Here is a 19,052-nt window from a genome sequence, read left to right on the forward strand (position 1 = left end):
GTGACTTCCGCCTGTGCTTCATATATATATGATTTAGGTGCACCGCATGTCCCTCGAAGGCAGGATCGCGCTCATCACCGGCGGGGGTCGCGGCATCGGCCGCGCGATCGCCGAGCGGCTCGCGCAGGGCGGGGCGCGCGTCGCCGTCGCCGGCCGCACCCAGGCCGAGATCGACGAGACGGCCAGCGCGATCGGCGGGGTCGCCGTCCGGCTCGACGTGGGCGACCGCGAGGGCGCGCTCGCGGCGCTCGCCGCGCTCACCGCGCGGGTCGGGCCCGTCGACGTGCTCGTCAACAACGCGGGCACGGCCGAGAGCGCGCCGTTCGACAGGACCACCGACGCGATGTGGGACCGGATGCTCGCGGTCAACGTGACCGGCGCCTTCGCCCTGTGCCGCGCCGTCATCCCGGAGATGATCGCGCGCGGCTTCGGCCGCGTCGTCAACGTCGCCTCGACCGCGGGGCTCGCCGGGTGCGCGTACTCGACCGCCTACTGCGCGTCGAAGCACGCCATGGTCGGGATGACCCGCGCCATCGCGCTGGAGATCGCCCGGACCGCGGTGACGATCAACTGCATTTGCCCCGGGTGGGTCAACACCCGGATGGCGGACGAGGCCATCGCGCGCATCGCGGAGAAGACCGGGCGGGGCGAGGACGCGGCGCGGCGCTCGCTCGAGGCGATGTCGCCCCAGGGCCGGATGGTCGAGCCCGAGGAGGTGGCGATGGTCGTGGCGATGCTCTGCAGCGACGAGGCGCGCAGCATCCACGGCCAGGCGATCCCGGTCGACGGCGGGCAGGTGATGCGGTGAAGGGCGGCATCGAGATCGTGCAGCCCGCCGGGTGGCCGGCGCCCCGCGGGTACGCCAACGGCGTCGTGACGCGCGGGAGGACGCTGCACGTGGCCGGGCAGATCGGGTGGGATCCCTCGTCGGGGCGGCTCCGGGGCGGCGGCCTCGTGGAGCAGTTCGCGCAGGCGCTCGACAACGTGCTCGCCGTCGTGGCGGCCGCCGGCGGCGGGCCGGGCGACGTCGCGCGCATGACCGTCTACGTGACCGATCTCGACGCCTACAGGAGCTCGCGCCGCGCGATCGGCGCCGCCTGGCGAGCGCGGCTCGGCGCGCACTTCCCTGCGATGGCGCTCGTCGGCGTCGCGGGGCTCGTCGAGCCGGGCGCGCTCGTCGAGATCGAGGCGGTCGCGGCGCTCGGCGCGGACGGCGCGCCCCTCGTGGGCGGCGCGGACGGCGCGCCCCTCGTGGGCGGCGCGGGCGGCACACACGGCGCGCACGGCGCGGACGCGCACGGCACGGGCGGCGCGCACGGCGCGGGCGAGGGCGGCCGGTGAGGCGCGGGGCGCCGGCGCGGCGACCGCTCGCCCCCGCCCCCTCGCCCGAGAGCGCGCGCGGCGCTCAGGTGGCCGTCCGCGCCTGGGTGCGCATCCTCGCGGTCCACAAGCGCGCGCTCGCCGCGATCCGCGAGGACCTGGAGCACGAGATGACCCTCCCGCGCTTCGATCTCCTGGCGAACCTCGTGCGCAGCGACGGGCAGACGCTCGCGTCGCTCTCCCGCAGCATGCTCGTCACGGCCGGCAACCTGACCGGGCTCGTCGACCGCGCGGCGCGCGACGGCCTGGTCGAGCGGCGGGCCGACCCGAGCGACCGCCGCGCGTGGCGGGTGCACCTGACCCCCAAGGGGCAGCGCGCGTTCCGCGACGCCGAGCGGCGCCACGCCGCGCGCGTCGCGAAGGTGTTCTCCGCGCTGAGCCCGGCGGAGATCGCCACCCTGACGCGGCTGCTCGACAAGCTGCGCACCACGCTCCGCACGCCGGACATCGCGGTCCCGTCCCGGGCAGGCAGCGCCCGCGCGCACGCGGAGCGCAGCGCGCGCGCCCCGTCGCGACGCGCGCGCTCCAAGCCTTGACCGCCTGGGCGGCGCACGGCACCGAATGGCCTCATGACCCTCACACCCCGCTCCTTCCAGCTCGAGATCAGCCGCGGCATCGCGGAGATCACGCTGAGCCGCCCCGAGCGGCTGAACGCCCTCACCTTCGAGGTGTACGGCGAGCTCGCGGCCACGTTCCGCTCGCTCGAGCGCTCGGCCGCGCGCGCGGTCGTGCTCACCGGCAAGGGGCGCGGCTTCTGCTCGGGCGGCGACGTCGAGGGGATCATCGCCGAGCTCTTCTCGCGCGACGCCCGGGGGCTGCTCGAGTTCACCCGCGCGACGGGCGCGCTGATCCAGAGCATCTGCGAGCTCCGGCGGCCGGTCGTCGCCGCGGTCAACGGGGTCGCGGTCGGCGCGGGCGCGGTGATCGCCGCCGCCTGCGATCTGCGCATCGCCGCGGCGAGCGCGCGCTTCGGGTTCGTCTTCCCCAAGGTCGGCCTGTCCGGCGCGGACATGGGCGCCTCGTACCTCCTGCCGCGCCTCGTCGGCCACGGCCGCGCCGCCGAGCTGCTCTTCTTCGGCGATCTCATCGGCGCCGACGACGCGCTCCGCATCGGCCTCGTCAACCGCGTCGTCCCCGACGGCGACGTGCTGCACGTGGCGCGCGGCTGGGCCGATCGCCTCGCGCGCGGGCCGGCGTTCGCGCACGCGATGACGAAGCAGATGCTGGAGACCGAGCGGACGATGTCCCTCGCCGCCGCGATCGAGGCGGAGGCGCAGGCGCAGGCGCTCTGCATGGCGCACCCCGACTTCCGCGAGGCCCACGAGGCGCACAAGGCGAAGCGCCCGCCGCGCTTCGAGGGCGCCCTGGCCGAGGAGGCCGCCGCGGCCCCGGCGCCGCCCGCGCCCGCCGCGGAGGACGCCGTCCCCACGCCCCGCTCCACCGGCCCGGCGACGCCCCGCTCATGACGCGGCTCGCCCTCTCCTCGGCCGACCTCCCGGTCTTCTTCGAGGCCCGCCACGCGGCGCTCGCGGCGCGGCTCACCCCCGAGGCGCTCGCGCCGCTCGCGCGGGCGAGCGACGCCGCCGAGGTGGCGCGCTGCCTGGGCGAGCCGCTCGGGCTCTACGCGCACCTCGTGCCCGAGGCGCTCGGCGGCGCGCCGCTCTGCGCGGGCGGCCCGGCGTCGCCGACGTACGTCGACGTGCGCTCGCTGGTCCTCGTGCGCGAGGCGCTCGGGCAGGTCTCGCCGCTCGCCGACGCGATCTTCGCGGTGCAGGGGCTCGGCTCGTACCCGATCGTGCTGGCCGGCAGCGACGCGCAGCGCCGCGCGCTCCTGCCCGACGTGATCTCGGGGCGCCGCGTCGGCGCCTTCGCGCTCACCGAGCCCGAGGCGGGCAGCGACGTCGCGTCGCTCAGGACGGAGGCCCGCCGCGACGGCGACGGGTGGGTCCTCGACGGCGAGAAGGTGCTCATCTCGAACGTGCCGCTCGCGCACCACGCCGTGGTCTTCGCGCGCACGGGCGCGGCGCGCGAAGACCACGCCGGCCCCGGCGCGGTCGGCGCCGCCGCGCGCCGCGGCGGGCGCGGCGAGATCACCGCGTTCCTCGTCGACACGGGCGCGCCCGGCGTGTCCTCGGCGCCGCTCCCGATGTCGGTCCCGCACCCGATCGGGAGGCTGCGCTTCGACGGCTGCCGCGTGCCGGACAGCGCGCGCCTCGGCGACGTCGGCGGCGGCTACCGGCTCGCGATGCAGACGCTCGACGCCTTCCGGATCTCGGTCGGCGCCGCGGCGAACGGCATGGCGGCGCGCGCGCTGCGCGAGGCGGTCGCCCACGTCACGCGCCGCCGGCAGTTCGGCGCGCCTCTCTCCGACCAGCAGATGGTGCGCGCCTACCTCGCCGAGATGGCGACGGATCTCGACGCGGCCCGCCTCCTCGTCGCGCGCGCCGCCCACCTCCGCGACACGGCCGGCGCGGGCGCGGGCCAGCGCGATGCGGGCGCGGGCGGCGCGGGCTCCGCGCGGGCGCGCGCCTCGACCGAGGCCGCCATGGCGAAGATGTTCGCCACCGAGGCGGCGCAGCGGATCATCGACCGCGCGGTCCAGCTCCACGGGGGCATGGGCGTCATCGAGGGGACGGAGGTGGAGCGGCTCTACCGCGAGATCCGGCCGCTCCGCATCTACGAGGGGACGACGGAGATCCAGAAGCTCATCATCGCGAGGGGGATCCTGGAGCGCGCCGCCGCGGAGCCGCCGGCGGAGGAGCCCGGCGGGGGCCGGGGGGGCGAGGCCACGTAGCCATGTGGAAGCCGCCGGAGAGGATCCGCCACGCGCTGCCGCCCGACGCGCCCCCGACGGCGGAGGAGACGGCGCGCGCGCGGCTCTTCTCGCCGCTCCGCCTCGCGTCCGGCCTCGAGCTCGCCGAGCGCTCGTGGGTGCCGGCGATGGTCCCCTGGCGGGCAACCGAGGAGGGGTTCGTCACCCGGGAGGTGCTCGACTGGTACGGTCGCTTCGCCGACGGCCAGCCGGGCGCCCTCGTCGTCGAGGCGACCGGCATCCGCGACGTGCCGAGCGGCCCGCTGCTCCGCGCCGGCCACGACCGGTTCATCCCGGGGCTCGCGGAGCTCGCCCGGACGGTCCGCGAGAGGAGCGCCGGCCGCACGCGCGTGTTCCTCCAGCTCATCGACTTCCTCCGCATCCGCAGGCGCCCGCCGAGGGACAGGTTCCTCCGGGAGTTCCTCCCGATCACGGGCGAGCACCGGCGCGCGCTCTCCGAGGCGCTCGGGGAGCCGCGGCTCCGGGGCGCCGAGGAGGCCGAGGTGCGCGGGGCGCTGGTCGCGCTCGACGACGAGCGGCTCGCCGCCGTGCTCACGCCGCGCGAGCTCGAGGCGCTGCGCCACGGCGAGCGCGATCGCGTCACCGACGTCGCGCTCCCGCACATCCGCGACCTGCCGCGCGCGCTGCCCGGCCTCTTCGCCGCGGCCGCGGCGAGGGCGCGCGAAGCGGGCTTCGACGGCGTCGAGCTCCACTACGCGCACGCCTACACCATGGCCTCGTTCCTCTCGGCGCTGAACACCCGGGCGGACGGCTACGGCGGCGCCCGCGAGCGCCGCGCGCGCCTGCCCCTCGAGGTCTACGCGGCCGTGCGCGATGCGGTATCGTCCCGCTTCACCGTGGGCTGCCGCTTCCTGTGCGACGACGTCATCGAGGGCGGCAACCGGGTCGACGACGCCGCCTTCTTCGCGATCGCGTTCGCGGCCGCGGGCATGGATTTCCTGTCGCTCTCGACCGGCGGCAAGTTCGAGGACGCGAAGCAGCCCAGGGTCGGCGAGGCCGCCTACCCGTACACCGGCCCGAGCGGGTACGAGTGCATGCCCACCGCCCTCTCCGACGCGACCGGGCCGTTCGGCCGGCAGGTGCCGAAGCAGGCCGAGGTCCGGCGCGCGGTGCGCGCGGCCGGCCTCGCCACCCCGATCGTGGTGGTGGGCGGCATCTGCACGTTCGCCCAGGCCGAGGGGATCCTCGCGCGCGACGAGGCCGATCTCATCGGCGCCGCCCGGCAGACCCTCGCCGACCCCGACTGGTTCTTGAAGCTGCGCCTCGGCCGCGGCGGCGAGGTCCGCCGCTGCATCTACTCGAACTACTGCGAGGCGCTCGATCAGCGCCACCGGCCGGTCACCTGCCAGCTCTGGGATCGCGAGGGGCTCGACGAGCCGGGCGTCGCGACGACCGACGGCGGCAAGCGGCGGCTCGTCGCGCCCCCCTGGACGCGCGACCGGACCGCCGACGACCGACCAGGCCCGAAGCCCAACGCCGGAGAGGAGCGCCCGCGCCGATGATCCCGCCGACATTCCCCGACCACTTCAACCTCGCCGACTACTACCTGTTCGATCGCCTGCGCGAGGGGCGTGGCCAGAAGACCGCCTTGCTCTTCGGGGATCAGCGGCACACCTACGCCGACGTCGCCGAGCGGGTCCAGCGGCTCCGCGCCCACCTCGCCCTCGAGGACGTGGCGCCCGAGCAGCGGGTGCTCCTCTTGCTGCACGACTCGCCCGCGTTCGTCTGGGCCTTCTTCGCGGCGCTCCACCACGGCGCCGTCGTGGCCATGGGCAACCCCGAGGCGCCGGCGGCCGACCTCGCGTACCTCGTCGAGTACACGCGCGCGGCGGCGGTGATCACGATCCCGCGCGTGGCCGCGGCGATCGCGGACACGCTCGCCGCCGCGGACCTCCGGACGCTGGTGCTCGTGCCGGAGGTCGTGACCGGGGGCGACGTCGAGGCCGACATCGCCGTCCCGCCGGCCCTGGATGCGCTGCGGGCGGTGTCGCTCCGCAGCGCGCTCACGATGGGGCGCGCCGCGCTCGGGCCGAAGAGCGGCCTCTCGGGCCCCCGCCCCACGCGGCGCGACGACGCCGCGATCTGGCTGTTCACGTCGGGCTCGACCGGCAAGAGCAAGGCGGCGATCCACGCCCACCGCGACTTCGCGTTCAACACCGAGTGTTACGCGAAGGCGACGGTGGGCTACCGCGAGGACGACATCACCGTCTCGGTGCCGCGCCTCTTCTTCGGCTACGCCACGGGCACGAACCTGCTGTTCCCGTTCGCGGTCGGCGCGACGGCCGGCCTCTTCGTGGAGCGGCCCACGCCCGAGTCGCTCGCGCACACCATCGAGCGCTACCGCCCCACGGTGGTCACGAACGTCCCGACGATGATGGGCAAGCTGCTCGACCACGACGACGCCCGCGCCGCGCGCGGCGAGCCGCGCCTCGACCTCTCCAGCGTGCGCTTTCACCTCTCCGCGGGCGAGGCGCTCCCGCCGGCGCTGCTCGAGCGCTTCCGCGCGCGGTTCCACGCCGACGTCTACGACGGCATCGGCTCCGCGGAGATGTTCCACATCTACTGCTCGAACCGCCCCGGCGACGTGCGCCCCGGGTCGCTCGGCCGCGCGGTCGAGGGGTACACGATCAAGATCCTCGCCTCGGACGCGGACGGGCCGGGCGCGCCCGAGCTCGCGCCCGGCGAGACCGGCGTGATGTGGGTGAAGGGCGACTCGGTCGCGCTCGGCTACTTCCAGGATCGCGAGAAGAGCTGGGGCACGTTTCACGGGCACTGGTGCCGCACCGGCGATCTCTTTCGCAAGGACGCGGACGGGTATCTCTGGTTCAGCGGGCGGGCCGACGAGCTGCTCAAGGTGGGCGGCGTGTGGGTCGCGCCGGTGGAGGTCGAGGAGTGCCTCACCGAGCACCCGGCCGTCGGCCTGGCCGCGGTGATCGGGGCCGAGGACGGGGGCCTCGTGAAGCCGAAGGCGTTCGTGGTGGTCCGCGACGACGCGCGCGGCCGCGTCGCCACGGCGGAGGGGCAGGCCGCGCTCGCCGACGAGCTCAAGGCGTTCGTGAAGGACCGGCTGAGCAAGCACAAGTACCCGCGGTGGATCGTCTTCGTCGACGACGTGCCCCGGAACGACCGCGGGAAGGTCGACCGCAAGGCGCTGCGGCAGCTCGATGCTGCCGGCGAGAGCCCGGCGGGCCGGTGACGGCCGTGCAGGACGCGCCGCGCCTCGCCGAGCTGACGACGGAGGAGCTCGCCGGGATCCTCTCGGCCGGGGGCCCGAGCGTGGCGCTGGTGCCGGTCGGTTCGGTCGAGCCGCACGGGCCGCACCTGCCGCTCGGCACGGACACGCTCATCAGCGAGGCCGCGGCCGAGCGGGCGTGCCGGCGGCTGCGGGAGCGGGGCGTCGCCGCGCTGCTCGCGCCGCCGGTCGGTTACGGCGTGACCGATTTCGCGGCGGGCTTCGCGGGCGCGATCTCGATCCCGGCGCCGGCGCTCACCGCCTTCTTGCGCGCGGTCGCGGAGGCCTACCTGTCGGCGGGGCTGTCGCACGTCGGCTTCATCAACAACCACCTCGAGCCGGAGCACGACCGCGCCGTGCGCGCGGCGGTCGCCGGGCTGCCGCCGGGGCGCGCCTCGGTGGCGTGCCCGCTCTCGCGGCGCTGGGCGCGGACGCTCTCGGACGAGTTCCGGAGCGGCGCGTGCCACGCGGGCCGGTACGAGACGTCGCTGGTCCTCGCGGCCGCTCCTGGGCTCGTCCGGCGGGACGTCGCGCGGGCGCTGCCGGATCTCGACGTGAGCCTGTCGGAGGGGATCAAGGCGGGGGGGACGAGCTTCCGCGCGCTGGGCATGGACGCCGCGTATACCGGGGCTCCGCGCGAGGCCTCCGAGGACGAGGGGCGCGCGCTGCTGGAGCTGCTCGCGACGATGATCGTCACGGAGGTGGAAGAGGGGCTCGCGGCGGCCCACGACGGGGCTCGCGGGCGCGGGTAGGTAGATGAACTGCCCGGCCCCCGTGGAGGGTGTTCCCGGCGCGGGGTGGGGCCCCGCCGAACTCGCCTGAGACCTCTCTCCTCCGGCAGAGCCGGAGGAGAGAGGTCTGTTGGGCTCAGACACGGCCCGTCCCCACCCCGCGCCGGGAACACCCTCCACGGGGGCCTACGCTGGACCCACAGATCGACCCTCGCCCCGATTCTTCCCTCGGATCGGACATCGCCCCGTCCCCACCCCGCGCCGGGAACACCCTCCACGGGGGCCTACGCTGGACCCACGGATCGCCCCTCGCCCCGATTCTTCCGTCGAACATGACATCGGCCCTCCCGCGCGGCGAACAGGGGTTCCTCGGGCCTGCAAAATGCACAGCTCCCCGGGGCGTCATGGACGATGCGGTGCCGGCGCGGCCGGGGTCGGTGGCAGAAGATGAGGATGCAGGCATGCCAGCCATGCAAGTAGGCCGCTGGATGCCCTTGTAGGCGGAAGCGGACATGGCCGCTCCCACGGCCTGTGCTCACGGGTGAATCCGGCCATTGGACGGCGCGATGCAGCGGGGCGCGAACGAGCGCCAAAGCGCGGGATCATGAGCAGCGCGAGATCGTGAGCGGCATCGCCGGGCCGCGCCGTACAGGCGTCCGTGTTGCGAGAGGGCTGGACAGCCGCAAGCGGCCTGAGCGATATTGGATGATTTCACTCGAACACAATTCGAACAAACCGCGACCAGCCGCGAAGCTTTTTCGCGACAACACCGATTAACAATTGACGCGAACCGGGAGAGACCGTAAAACGGTATCGTTTTCCTCGTGCGCCGATCGCCAATAGAACGATTCGACCGTTGACCTGATCAGAGTTGATCCTTCACGGCGCGCGGGCAGATGAGGAGCTTGGCAGGGGCGCTCTCTGGCGCTCCAGCGCGACGGCATCACAGCGGGCCTCGCGGGCGCACCCCGCCCGACGACGCGGATCGGAGAGCACCATGAGGAATCGCACGTTCGTGAGAGGGTCTCGGCATCTTCTCCTGGCCTCCCTCGCCGCCGTATCCGGCGCGGCGGGCGCCGGGTGCAGCAACGCGCCGGGCGCGGGCGACGAGCTGATCGGGGAGGCGCGGCTCGCGGCGGAGGCGTGTGTGCAGATCGGGGGAGCCGCGGCCTTCAAGGATGCATTCCTGCATCAAGGAATGACCACCTCCAACTTTGGCACGGGACCGGACATGTATTCCGGCCTCCACTCGTCAGGCAACCGGCAGTACGCGATGCTGGAGGCCGACCTCTCGCAGATCCCCGCCGGAGCCACGATCACCTCGGCGAAGCTCTCCGTCTACATCAAGTACGTCGCGCTCCCGGGGAGCGACGTGGTGCGCGTGCTCCCGATCACGGCGGCCTGGCAGGAGACCACGGTCAACTGGAACTCCCACGAGCTGGCCAAGGGCGATGTCGAGGCCAACCTCACGGTTGAGAGCGCCGGCCGGTACACGATCGACCTCACGTCGCTCGTGCAGCGCTGGGTCGACGGGACCGTCCCGAACCACGGCATCCTGTTCGAGCAGGACGCGAATCGCTCCCAGTTCAGAACGAGCGAGATCGCGGACGAGTCACAGCAGCCGTTTCTGTACGTCTGTTATGACGATGCGACGGGCTCCAGCTCCTCGGCGAGCAGCACGACGGCGTCGTCCAGCTCCAGCTCCTCCGCGAGCACGACCGGCGCCTCCACGTCAGGCGTGGGCGGCGCCGGCGGCTCAGGCGGCGCGGACGGCGCAGGTGGCGAGGGCAGCACGGGCGGCGAGGGCGGCGCCGGCGGCTCGGGCGACGCGACCGGCGCCGGCGGCTCGGGCGACGCGACCGGCGCCGGCGGCTCGGGCGACGCGACCGGCGCCGGCGGCTCGGGCGACGCGACCGGCGCCGGCGGCTCGGGCGACGCGACCGGCGCCGGCGGCTCGGGCGACGCGACCGGCGCCGGCGGCTCAGGTGGCGCGAGCGGTGGCGGTGGCGGCGGGGTGCCCGGGCTGCCCATCAGCTGCGCCGGCAACACGCCGGGCGCAGGCGATACCTGCGGCGCTGACGGCAACGACGATTGCTGCTCGACGCTGCCAGTCCCGGGCGGCACGTTCAACCGGCTCAACGACCCGAGCTATCCGGCGACGATCAGCAGCTTCTCTCTCGACAAGTACCTGATCACGGTCGGGCGCTTCCGGCGTTATATCGAGATGACCGGCGGTCCGACGCAGCTCAACCCGCCGCCCGCCGGCACGGGCGCCCACCCGAAGATCCCGAACAGCGGCTGGGATCCGTCGTGGAACTCGATGCTCGCGGGCAACACGGACGCGCTCAAGGACGCGCTCGACTGCGGCGACAACTACTGGTCCACCTGGAGCGACGATCCAGCAGGCAAGGAGGACAAGCCCATCGTGTGCGCGACATGGCTCGAGCTCTTCGGGTTCTGCGCGTGGGACGGCGGCCGGCTGCCGACCCAGGCGGAGCTGAACTACGTCTCCGCCGGGGGCAGCGAGCAACGCCTGTATCCGTGGGGCGGCGAGAGCGTCGAGGACATGCTCGCCGTCAACGAGGACGGCTCCACGGATGTCGCTCGATACGCCTCCTGGTGCTGCCAGGGCGACGGCTCCGTCGGGGGGGCCTGCCTCCACGATTACGATTTCTCGAACTACCCGTGCGCCCCCACGGACATCACCGCGGTCGGCAGCTTTCCGAGCGGGGCCGGGCGCTGGGGTCACATGGACCTGGCCGGTAACGTGTACAAGGCCACCCGCGACGGCGCCGACAACTACGGCCTGCTGCCGTCCTGCACCGACTGCTCGCGGCTCGACAACAACTCCGTCGCCCGCGCCATGCACGGCGGGAGCTTCCTGGCCGCCGCATTCAAGCAGACGACCACGTACCGCGTCTCGTACGCAACGAACGCGCGCCGCTACTACGTGGGCGCCATGTGCGCGCGCGATCTGTGAGCTGAAGCCCCGTGCGCCGGAGGCGGGGCGGGCGCGGACAGGCGCGCCCGCCTCCGCATCGGGGCCGCACGGGCGCTCCCGGCCTCCCTGGCAAACGCCTCCCGCCGACGAGCCGCTCGCGTCTCGGCCCGCGCCCGGCCCGCAGCGCTCCTCGAACTTGGCCCTCGCCCGCGCCGCCTGGTACGCGCGTCTCTCCATGCGCGTGCGAGGCGTCCTCCTGCTGCCGGCGATTGCGCTCTCCGCGCTCGGCGTGAGCTGCCCGCGCCCGGCGCCCGAACCCGCCGCGACGTCCTCTGCGCCCGCGCCCGCCTCCGCGGTGACCGCGCTGCTCGGCGTGGCGGCGCCGTCCCTCGCTGACCCGCCGACCGCCGCGGACCCGGCGACCGCCGAGGAGCCAGCAGGGAACGCGGCGCCGCCCGACGCGAGCGCCACGATGGATCCAGCCGAGGATCCGGCCGCAGACCTGGCGGCGCCGGGCGTCGACCCGCTCGCCGTGCCGGTGCTGCCGCCGCAGCTCGTCGACGACGGCTCGGACGAGCTGCCCAGGCTCGATCCGCCCCCGGTCGCCCCGCAGGCGCCGGAAGAGGAGGTCCACGAGCTCGCGAGCATCGCCAGGGAGACCTGGATCTTCGCCGAGCCGAGCTGGACGAGCCGGCGCATCGGCTATCTGCGCGCCGGCGCCGTGGTGCCGCGCCGTCCGGAGCCGTCCGGCAGGAAGTCGTGCGGCGGGGGCTGGTACCGCATCGAGCCGAACGGCTACGTGTGCATCGGCGCCAGCGCGACGCTCGACATCCACGACCTCGCGGTCGAGGCCTCGTCGCGCCGCCCGGTGCGCCGCTTCGCCAGGGCCACCTCGCCCGCGTTGCCGGAGCCCCGCGGCGAGGCCGCGCAGAGCGCGGAGGCCGCGCAGAGCGCGCCGGACGCGGCCCCCGAGGCCCGCCTCGCTGCGCTGACCGTCCCCGCCTCGCCGGATGCGGACCGCGCGGCGCTGCCCGCCGCCGTGATGGACGCGGCCCCCGTCGGGGCGCTCGTCCCCGCATCGCCCGAGGCAGACCGAGGGGCGCTGCCCGCCGCGATGGACGCGGCCCCCGTCGGGGCTCTCGTCCCCACCTCGCCGGACTCGGCCCCCGCATCGCAGGACCCGGCCCCCGCATCGCACGACGCGGCCCCTGCCTCGCCGGACCCCGCCCCCGCATCGCACGACGCGGCCCCTGCCTCGCCGGACTCGGCCCCCACCTCGCCGGACTCGGCCCCCACCTCGCCGGACCCGGCCCCCGCCTCGCCGTACGCGGCCCCTGCCGAGGCCCTCCCCGCCTCGCCGGACGCTGAGCGCGCGGCCTGGCTCAACGGCCTACCTTATGTCTACGTGATGTCGCGCTCCCCCACCCCGACGCTCTACGCGCGCCTGCCGAGCGAGGACGAGCAGCGGAGCGCCGAGCCCGATCTCGGCGCGCACCTGCGCCGCGCCGCCACCGCCGCGCGCGCGCCGGACTTCGTGGCGCCGCCGCCCCCGGACCCCATGCCCTCAATCCTGCTCTATGGCCGGCCCGCGCCCGGCCTCGCCGGCGACCGCCGGGCGCCCGACGCGCTCGTCCTCGGCCGCGCCCGGACGCGCTCCGGCTTCGCGCTGCTGTCGACCTTCGATCACGACGGCCGCCGCTTCGGCCTGACCACCGACCTCGCCGTCCTGCCGCTCGACCGCACCCGGGTCATCCGGCCGAGCGCCTTCTCCGGGCTGAAGCTCGAGGCGGACGTCTCGCTCCCCGTGGCCTTCGCGAAGCGCCGCCACGCCGCGCGCCTGGTCCCGGGCAAGCGCGGCGGCTTCACCCGCGCCCCGCTCCGCTTCCGCGAGGCGATCCCGCTGACCGGCGGCACCCGGCGGCTCGGCGGGGTCGACTACCTCGAGGCGCGCGACGGCGCGCTCGTCCGCGCCGGCGACGTCGTGCGCGTGGATCCGCTCCCCCGGGCGCCCGCGTGGGCGGCGCGCGGCCAGAAATGGATCGACGTCTCCATCGAGCGGCAGAGCCTGGTCGCCTACGAGGGCACCCGCCCGGTCTACGTGACGCTGGTCTCGACCGGGGCCGACGGCCTCGGCGATCCGAAGACGACGCGCTCGACGATCCAGGGGCTGTTCCGCATCCACACGAAGCACGTGACGGTGACGATGGATGGCGACGAGGAGGACGAGGATCCGTTCGACTTCCGCGACGTGCCGTTCGTCCAGTACTTCACCGAGGGGTTCGCGTTCCACGCCGCGTACTGGCACGACGACTTCGGCACCCCGCGCAGCCACGGTTGCGTGAACATGTCACCGCTCGACGCCGCCTGGCTGTTCGAGTGGACGACCCCCGAGGTGCCGGCCGCCTGGCACGCCGCGCTCTCGCTGCGGAAGGGCACGCTCGTCTCCATCCGTCCGTGATCCGCCCGCTCGCGCGCGTCGAGCGTGGGCCGGCCCCCCGCGCGCCGATCGCGCCGGCGCTGCCCCTCTCGCGCGCCGGCGCTGCCCCTTCCTTGCCGTGCGCAGGCACGCTACACGCTGGCCCATGGCCACCCCGGAGCCCCTCTCGCTCGATCGGCTCATGGCGATCGATCCGCTGCTCTCCGACGAGGAGCGCATGGTCCGCGACTCCGTCCGCCGCTTCGTGCGCGAGCGCTACCTGCCGCGCGCCGCGGACCTGTTCGCCCGCGAGGAGTTCGCGACCGACCTGATCCCCGAGATCGCCGCGCTCGGCCTGCTCGGCGGCTCGCTGACCGGCCACGGCTGCGCGGGCATGAGCTCGGTCGCCTACGGGCTCGCGCTGCAGGAGCTCGAGTACGGCGACAGCGGGCTGCGCAGCTTCGTGAGCGTCCAGGGCTCGCTGGCGATGTATCCGATCTGGAAATACGGCTCCGAGGCGCAGAAGCAGCGCTGGCTGCCGAGGATGGCCGCGGCCGAGCTGATCGGCTGCTTCGGGCTGACGGAGCCCGACAGCGGCTCGGACCCGAGCTCGATGAAGACGCGGGCCCGCAAGGACGGGAGCTCGTACGTGCTCACGGGCACGAAGATGTGGATCACGAGCGCGCCGATCGCGCACCTCTGCGTGGTCTGGGCGAAGGTGGATGACGGAGGGGCCGAGTCGATCCGCGGCTTCGTGGTGGAGCGGGGGATGAAGGGGCTGGAGACGCCGCTCATCCACGGCAAGATGAGCCTGCGCGCGAGCCCGACCGGCGAGATCGTGCTGAACGAGGTGCGGGTCCCGGAGGAGAACGTGCTGCCCGGCGTGGTCGGCCTGAAGGGCCCGCTGAGCTGCCTCACGCAGGCGCGCTTCGGCATCGCGTGGGGCGCGCTGGGCGCCGCCCGCGCCTGCTACGAGACGGCGGCGTCGTATGCGCGGGAGCGGATCCAGTTCGGGCAGCCGATCGCGTCGCGGCAGCTCATCCAGGCGGAGCTCGTGGAGATGGCGTCCGAGATCGCGAAGGGGCAGATCATGGCGCTGCATTTCGCGCGGCTCAAGGACACGACGGGGATCAGCCCGGTGCAGGTGTCGCTGTGCAAGCGGAACAACGTGGGCTGGGCGCTCAAGATCGCGAGGACCGCGCGCGGCGTGCTCGGCGCGAACGGCATCCTGCTCGATTACCCGGTCGTGCGGCACATGCTCAACCTGGAGAGCGTGTACACGTACGAGGGCACCGACGAGGTGCATTGCTTGATCCTCGGCAACGCGATCACGGGACACAACGCGTTCTGAGGGAAGGGAGGACGCGCGGGGGCGCGGCGCCGCTGAGCGTCGAGGGCCGGGGATACACCAGGTGAGCGGTCTGCCCGCCGGGCGACAGCGCCCTCGCTAGCCCTGGTCGGTCTTCTCCGCCGCCTTCCGCCGCAGCCCGATCAGGAAGATCTCGACGCTCGACGTCCGCGTCCCCTCGGGCCGGATGCTCCGGACCTCCTCGAACAGGCCGCGCAGCGCGTCGCGCGCCTTCACGAAGTCCTCGCTCATGAAGATCTTGCCCACGAACGCGCCGCCCGGCGCGAGCAGCGCCTCCGCCACGGCCGCCGCGCGCATGAACAGCTCGTAGCTCCGCGCCTGATCCGCGATCTTGCTGCCGCTCGTCGCCGGCGCCATGTCCGACAGCACCACGTCGTACGGCGCGAACTGCGCGAGCGCCTCGTTCGCCAGCGACAGCGCGTCGCCCTGCACCACCGTCGCCTGCGGGCCGAGCGCCGACGTGATCGGCGAGAGATCCACCGCGAGCAGCTTGCCCGACGCGCCGATCCGCTGCGCCGCGTACATCGACCACGACCCGGGCGCCGCGCCCAGATCGAGCACGCGCTGCCCGGGGCGGAGCAGCCGCACCCGGCGATCGATCTCCTCGAGCTTGAAGACGCTGCGGGCAGGATAGCCCTGCGCCTTCGCCGCCTTCGTGAAGGCGTCAGGGCGCTTGTAGGGGTTCTTGGACTTCTGACGCACGGCCTGCTCGGAGGGCTCCGCCGGCGGGGCGCGCGCTCGCTCGCCGGCGCGCGCCCCGCCCGGCGGCGGGGCTCAGCCGCCCTTCTTCTTGCCGGTCGGCTGCTGCGCCGGGGCGATGCCCTTGCCGCCGTTCTTCTTCACGGCGCCGCGGATCGTGACCACCTGGTTCTTCGGGCCCGGCACCGCGCCCTCGATGAGGATCAGGTTGTCCTCGGGCATGAGCTTCGCGATCTTGAGGTTGAGCGCGCTCACCGTCTCGTCGCCGTAGTGGCCGGGCATCTTCAGGCCGGGCAGCGTGCGGCCCGGGGTCATGTTCGTACCGATCGAGCCGCCGTGGCGGAAGTACTCGTGCGTGCCGTGCGAGTTCACCGCGCCGGCGAAGCTCCACCGCCGGATGACGCCGCTGAAGCCGCGGCCGCGCGAGCGGCCCTGCGCGTCCACGCGCTGGCCCACCTCGAAGACCTCGTCGACCTTGAGCGCCTGCCCGAGCTCGTACTTCGCCGCGTACTCGGGGCTGCAGCGCAGCTCGCGGATGACGCGCTTCGGCGTCTGCCCCACCTTCTTGAAGGCGCCGGCCATCGGCTTGTTCGTGTGCCGCTCGGCCCGCTCGCCGAGGCCGAGGATGAGCGCGCTGTAACCGTCCTTCTCGAGGGTGCGCTTGCCGATGACGACGCAGCCCGCCTGCACGACCGTGCAGCGCAGGACCTCGCCCCTCTCGTTGAAGATCTGCGTCATGCCGATCTTCGTGCCGATGATGCCGGGATGCTGGTTCATGATGGGATCGCCTTCTCGCTCCGTCTGGGGTGTCCGTTCGTGAAGCCGCGCGCGGCGCGCCGAGCGCGGCCATCCCCTCGGCGCGCCTCGCATCGAGCCGGTTCGGAGCGTGGAACCGGGGCGGTAACCCGCCGGGCGCGTTGGGGGGCGCAGAGCTTACTCACGGGGCTCCCAAAGGGAAGCGAAACCTGCCGCTTCCGATGTTGGGTAGATCACCGGGCACCCATCCCACGGGGCCCGATGAGCCGCGCGCAACCTGGGTCGGGATCTCGGACCTCAACCTGCGGGACCTCAACCTGGGTCGGCGGGACCTCAACCCGGGTCGGGACCTCAACCCGGGTCGGGACCTCCGGGACCTCTACCCGGGTCGGGACCTCCGGAACCTCAACCCGGGTCGGGACCTCCGGGACCTCTACCCGGGTCGGGACCTCAACCCGGGTCGGGACCTCCGGGACCTCTACCCGGGTCGGGACCTCACGGGTCGGAACCTCAACCCGGGTCGGGACCTCAACCCGGGTCGGGACCTCCGGAACCTCAACCCGGGTCGGGACCTCCGGGACCTCTACCCGGGTCGGGACCTCAACCCGGGTCGGGACCTCCGGGACCTCTACCCGGGTCGGGACCTCACGGGTCGGAACCTCAACCCGGGTCGGGACCCCACCAACCCGGGTCGTGACCGCGCGCCGGCCGGGGTCCCGGCGCCCGCAAGGACGACGGCCATGCGGACATTGTCCGTCTTATGTGCCATTTCCTGACTCTCCATCGCATCGCCGTCCAGGGGCGCCGGCCTCACATTCCGTCGCCGGAGGTCATGGATGACAGACATCATCGCCCAGGACGAACCGCGCGACATCGAGCGCCTCGTGGATCGTTGCTGGTTTCTTTTGCGGAGCGGGAGATCCCGCTTCGGCGCCGGCGGCACGCAGGTGGTCCGCGATGGCGAGCACGTGGTCGTCAGCGTCGACGCAGCGGCGCTCGGCTGGCCCGAGGGGACGCTGCTCTTCCGGTTCAGGTCCGAGACGGCCCCCTGCGTCGCGTGCGTGGACCGCGCCGTGGCGCTCGCGCGGCCCCGGACCGACGGCATGCTCACCACGAGCGACGTGCGTGAGATGCTCCGCTTCGCCGTGGCCCGCTGCGCCGTCGCGCGCATCGATCTCGCCCACGAGACCGCGCAGGCGTCTCGCCCCGCGGGCGCCGGGCAGGGCAGCGCCGCGGAGCAGGCCGCCCCGGGGGATCGCCGCACGACGAAGGACGCAGGGGGCGACGCGAGGCGCCGCGACGCCGAGCTCTGGCTCGTCCTCTGAGGCGCAGGCAGCCCGCGCCGGCGCCGCTAAGGGGAACAGCGCCGCGGGGTCACGAGCCGACCACGTTGATCGTCGCCTTGATCATCGCCATCCAGCACTGAAGCACCATCTTCCCTTCCTTCTCCGGGGTGACGGCCACCTCGACCGGGACGTTCAGCGGCAGGTCCTTCTCGATCTTCAGATCGGGAATCGCGATGGCCTTCAGACACTCGCTCTTCGTGGTCCGCGTGAAGCGGAGCACCACCGGCTCTCCCTTCTTCAGCTCGATGGTCGACGGGGAGAAGCCGCTGTCGGTGACCGCGATGTCCACGCGCTTGACGTTCGCCGGCGCGGCAGGCTCGGGGGCCACCTGCGCCGCCTGCGCCTCCTCGGCGGGCTTGCTGCAAGCGGACAGAAGACCGAGCGATGACACGGCGAGGGCGAGTGCGGCGAGGCAGAAGGAGCGGCTCATCGGGCGTGCGTTCTTACCCGGCTCCCAAGGGACGTCAAGCCGCCCCCCGCCTCCGCCCCGGGCACGCCCGGCGCTCGGCGGCAGGGCGCAGCGAGAGGCCTCAGCCGCAGAGCGCCGGCCGCCCAGGCAGCCCACCCGCGCGAGAGAGCCGGCCGCGCGCCGGTCACACGTGACGGCCAGAGAGGATGTGCAGGATGGAGGAGAAGAGGTTGATGAAGTTGAGGTAGAGATCGATCGCGCCGCCCACGGGGTCCTCCTCGTCGGAGTGGATGAGGCGCGACGTGTTGTAGAGGACATACCCTCCGAACAGGAGGACGGAGACGCTGGAGATCGCGAGTCCGAGCAGCGTGCTCCCCAGGAGGGCGTTGAGCAGCATCGCCCCGAGGACGACCATCGCGCCCATCACGAGCCCGCTGGCCAGGAACGAGAGGTCGTCCTTCGAGAGCAGGACGCCGAGGGTGAGGCTGCCGAACGTGAGGACCGTGAGGATGAAGGCGTCGCGCACGGGATCCGCCGACAGGGTGCCGCCGAGGCCGGCGGCCGCCTGGGCCAGGTAGAGCGCGGGCGCCGTGGCGACGCCGAGGAACGCCGCCATCCCGAACAGCGCGAGGAGGTTGAGGCCCGGCACGCGGCGCGCCGCGCGGGCGCCGATCATGACGGCCAGCGTGGCGCCCATGCAGAGGAACGGGTGCGCCGCGAAGAGCTCGACCACGGGCGGCATCGCGCGCTCCAGGCCGGCCTCCTCCGGATCCGGCGCCCCGATGTAGATCGCGCACATCGCGCCGAGGGAGGAGACCACGAGGCTCGCCGTGAAGAGGCCGTATACCTTCTTGAGAAAGCCGATACGCAGCGCAACGGTCGGTCTGGCCGGCGCGCTCGCACCGAGGGAACTCGCCTGGCGAAGATTCATCTGCTGCGC

Annotated in this window: 17 protein-coding genes; 13 read left to right on the forward strand and 4 right to left on the reverse strand. The window is 73.8% G+C overall.

Annotated features, from left to right (window positions below):
• Window positions 1-46 precede the first annotated feature (46 nt).
• The 11 genes from WMF31_RS27690 (at window position 47) to WMF31_RS27740 (ending at window position 14,884) form a co-directional block, all read left to right on the forward strand.
• Entirely contained in the window at window positions 47-808 is a 762-nt protein-coding gene (locus WMF31_RS27690; RefSeq protein WP_436604821.1) for an SDR family NAD(P)-dependent oxidoreductase, read from the forward strand.
• A complete protein-coding gene (locus tag WMF31_RS27695) occupies window positions 805-1,341 on the forward strand; it encodes a RidA family protein (RefSeq protein WP_436604822.1) in 537 nt (178 codons plus the stop codon). Before WMF31_RS27690 ends, WMF31_RS27695 begins: the two co-directional genes overlap by 4 nt.
• A complete protein-coding gene (locus WMF31_RS27700) occupies window positions 1,338-1,916 on the forward strand; it encodes a MarR family winged helix-turn-helix transcriptional regulator (protein ID WP_436604823.1) in 579 nt (192 codons plus the stop codon). The genes WMF31_RS27695 and WMF31_RS27700 overlap by 4 nt, the downstream gene beginning before the upstream one ends.
• A 33-nt stretch (window positions 1,917-1,949) precedes the next feature.
• The gene (locus tag WMF31_RS27705) at window positions 1,950-2,846 is read left to right on the forward strand and encodes an enoyl-CoA hydratase family protein (protein ID WP_436604824.1); all 897 of its coding nucleotides are present in this window, start codon (window positions 1,950-1,952) and stop codon (window positions 2,844-2,846) included.
• The gene (locus WMF31_RS27710) at window positions 2,843-4,174 is read left to right on the forward strand and encodes an acyl-CoA dehydrogenase family protein (protein WP_436604825.1); all 1,332 of its coding nucleotides are present in this window, start codon (window positions 2,843-2,845) and stop codon (window positions 4,172-4,174) included. Before WMF31_RS27705 ends, WMF31_RS27710 begins: the two co-directional genes overlap by 4 nt.
• Before the next feature lie 2 nt (window positions 4,175-4,176).
• Window positions 4,177-5,715, forward strand: coding sequence for an NADH:flavin oxidoreductase (locus tag WMF31_RS27715; RefSeq protein WP_436604826.1), 1,539 nt, complete (start codon window positions 4,177-4,179; stop codon window positions 5,713-5,715).
• A complete protein-coding gene (locus WMF31_RS27720) occupies window positions 5,712-7,409 on the forward strand; it encodes a benzoate-CoA ligase family protein (protein WP_436604827.1) in 1,698 nt (565 codons plus the stop codon). Before WMF31_RS27715 ends, WMF31_RS27720 begins: the two co-directional genes overlap by 4 nt.
• Window positions 7,406-8,197 (forward strand): creatininase family protein, encoded by a 792-nt coding sequence (locus tag WMF31_RS27725; protein ID WP_436604828.1) that lies wholly within the window; start codon window positions 7,406-7,408, stop codon window positions 8,195-8,197. Before WMF31_RS27720 ends, WMF31_RS27725 begins: the two co-directional genes overlap by 4 nt.
• Before the next feature lie 976 nt (window positions 8,198-9,173).
• Entirely contained in the window at window positions 9,174-11,156 is a 1,983-nt protein-coding gene (locus WMF31_RS27730; protein WP_436604829.1) for a DNRLRE domain-containing protein, read from the forward strand.
• A 196-nt stretch (window positions 11,157-11,352) separates the two neighbouring features.
• The gene (locus WMF31_RS27735; RefSeq protein ID WP_436604830.1) at window positions 11,353-13,575 is read left to right on the forward strand and encodes a L,D-transpeptidase family protein; all 2,223 of its coding nucleotides are present in this window, start codon (window positions 11,353-11,355) and stop codon (window positions 13,573-13,575) included.
• A 124-nt stretch (window positions 13,576-13,699) separates the two neighbouring features.
• The gene (locus WMF31_RS27740) at window positions 13,700-14,884 is read left to right on the forward strand and encodes an acyl-CoA dehydrogenase family protein (RefSeq protein ID WP_436604831.1); all 1,185 of its coding nucleotides are present in this window, start codon (window positions 13,700-13,702) and stop codon (window positions 14,882-14,884) included.
• Window positions 14,885-14,980: 96 nt separating this feature from the next.
• Here WMF31_RS27740 and WMF31_RS27745 read toward each other — a convergent pair whose 3' ends face one another.
• Together WMF31_RS27745 and rplC are read right to left on the reverse strand one after the other, a co-directional pair.
• The gene (locus WMF31_RS27745) at window positions 14,981-15,604 is read right to left on the reverse strand and encodes an SAM-dependent methyltransferase (RefSeq protein WP_436604832.1); all 624 of its coding nucleotides are present in this window, start codon (window positions 15,602-15,604) and stop codon (window positions 14,981-14,983) included.
• A gap of 72 nt (window positions 15,605-15,676) precedes the next feature.
• On the reverse strand, window positions 15,677-16,378 hold the full coding sequence (rplC, locus tag WMF31_RS27750; RefSeq protein ID WP_436604833.1) for a 50S ribosomal protein L3: 702 nt from the start codon (window positions 16,376-16,378) through the stop codon (window positions 15,677-15,679).
• A gap of 200 nt (window positions 16,379-16,578) precedes the next feature.
• On the opposite strand from rplC, the gene WMF31_RS27755 reads away from it, so the two are divergent.
• Together WMF31_RS27755 and WMF31_RS27760 are read left to right on the forward strand one after the other, a co-directional pair.
• On the forward strand, window positions 16,579-17,133 hold the full coding sequence (locus WMF31_RS27755) for a hypothetical protein (RefSeq protein ID WP_436604834.1): 555 nt from the start codon (window positions 16,579-16,581) through the stop codon (window positions 17,131-17,133).
• Between the two features lie 60 nt (window positions 17,134-17,193).
• Complete coding sequence (locus tag WMF31_RS27760) at window positions 17,194-17,682, forward strand: hypothetical protein (protein WP_436604835.1); 489 nt, start codon at window positions 17,194-17,196, stop codon at window positions 17,680-17,682.
• Window positions 17,683-17,731: 49 nt separating this feature from the next.
• Here the strand turns inward: WMF31_RS27760 and WMF31_RS27765 are convergent, their stop codons facing one another.
• Window positions 17,732-18,133, reverse strand: a complete 402-nt coding sequence (locus WMF31_RS27765) for a cupredoxin domain-containing protein (RefSeq protein WP_436604836.1) — start codon at window positions 18,131-18,133, stop codon at window positions 17,732-17,734.
• A 163-nt stretch (window positions 18,134-18,296) separates the two neighbouring features.
• Complete coding sequence (locus WMF31_RS27770; RefSeq protein ID WP_436604837.1) at window positions 18,297-19,043, reverse strand: Bax inhibitor-1/YccA family protein; 747 nt, start codon at window positions 19,041-19,043, stop codon at window positions 18,297-18,299.
• Between the last annotated feature and the right edge of the window lie 9 nt (window positions 19,044-19,052).

This window comes from Sorangium sp. So ce1036 (genome assembly GCF_051369805.1).
Lineage (GTDB): Bacteria > Myxococcota_A > Polyangia > Polyangiales > Polyangiaceae > Sorangium > Sorangium cellulosum_F.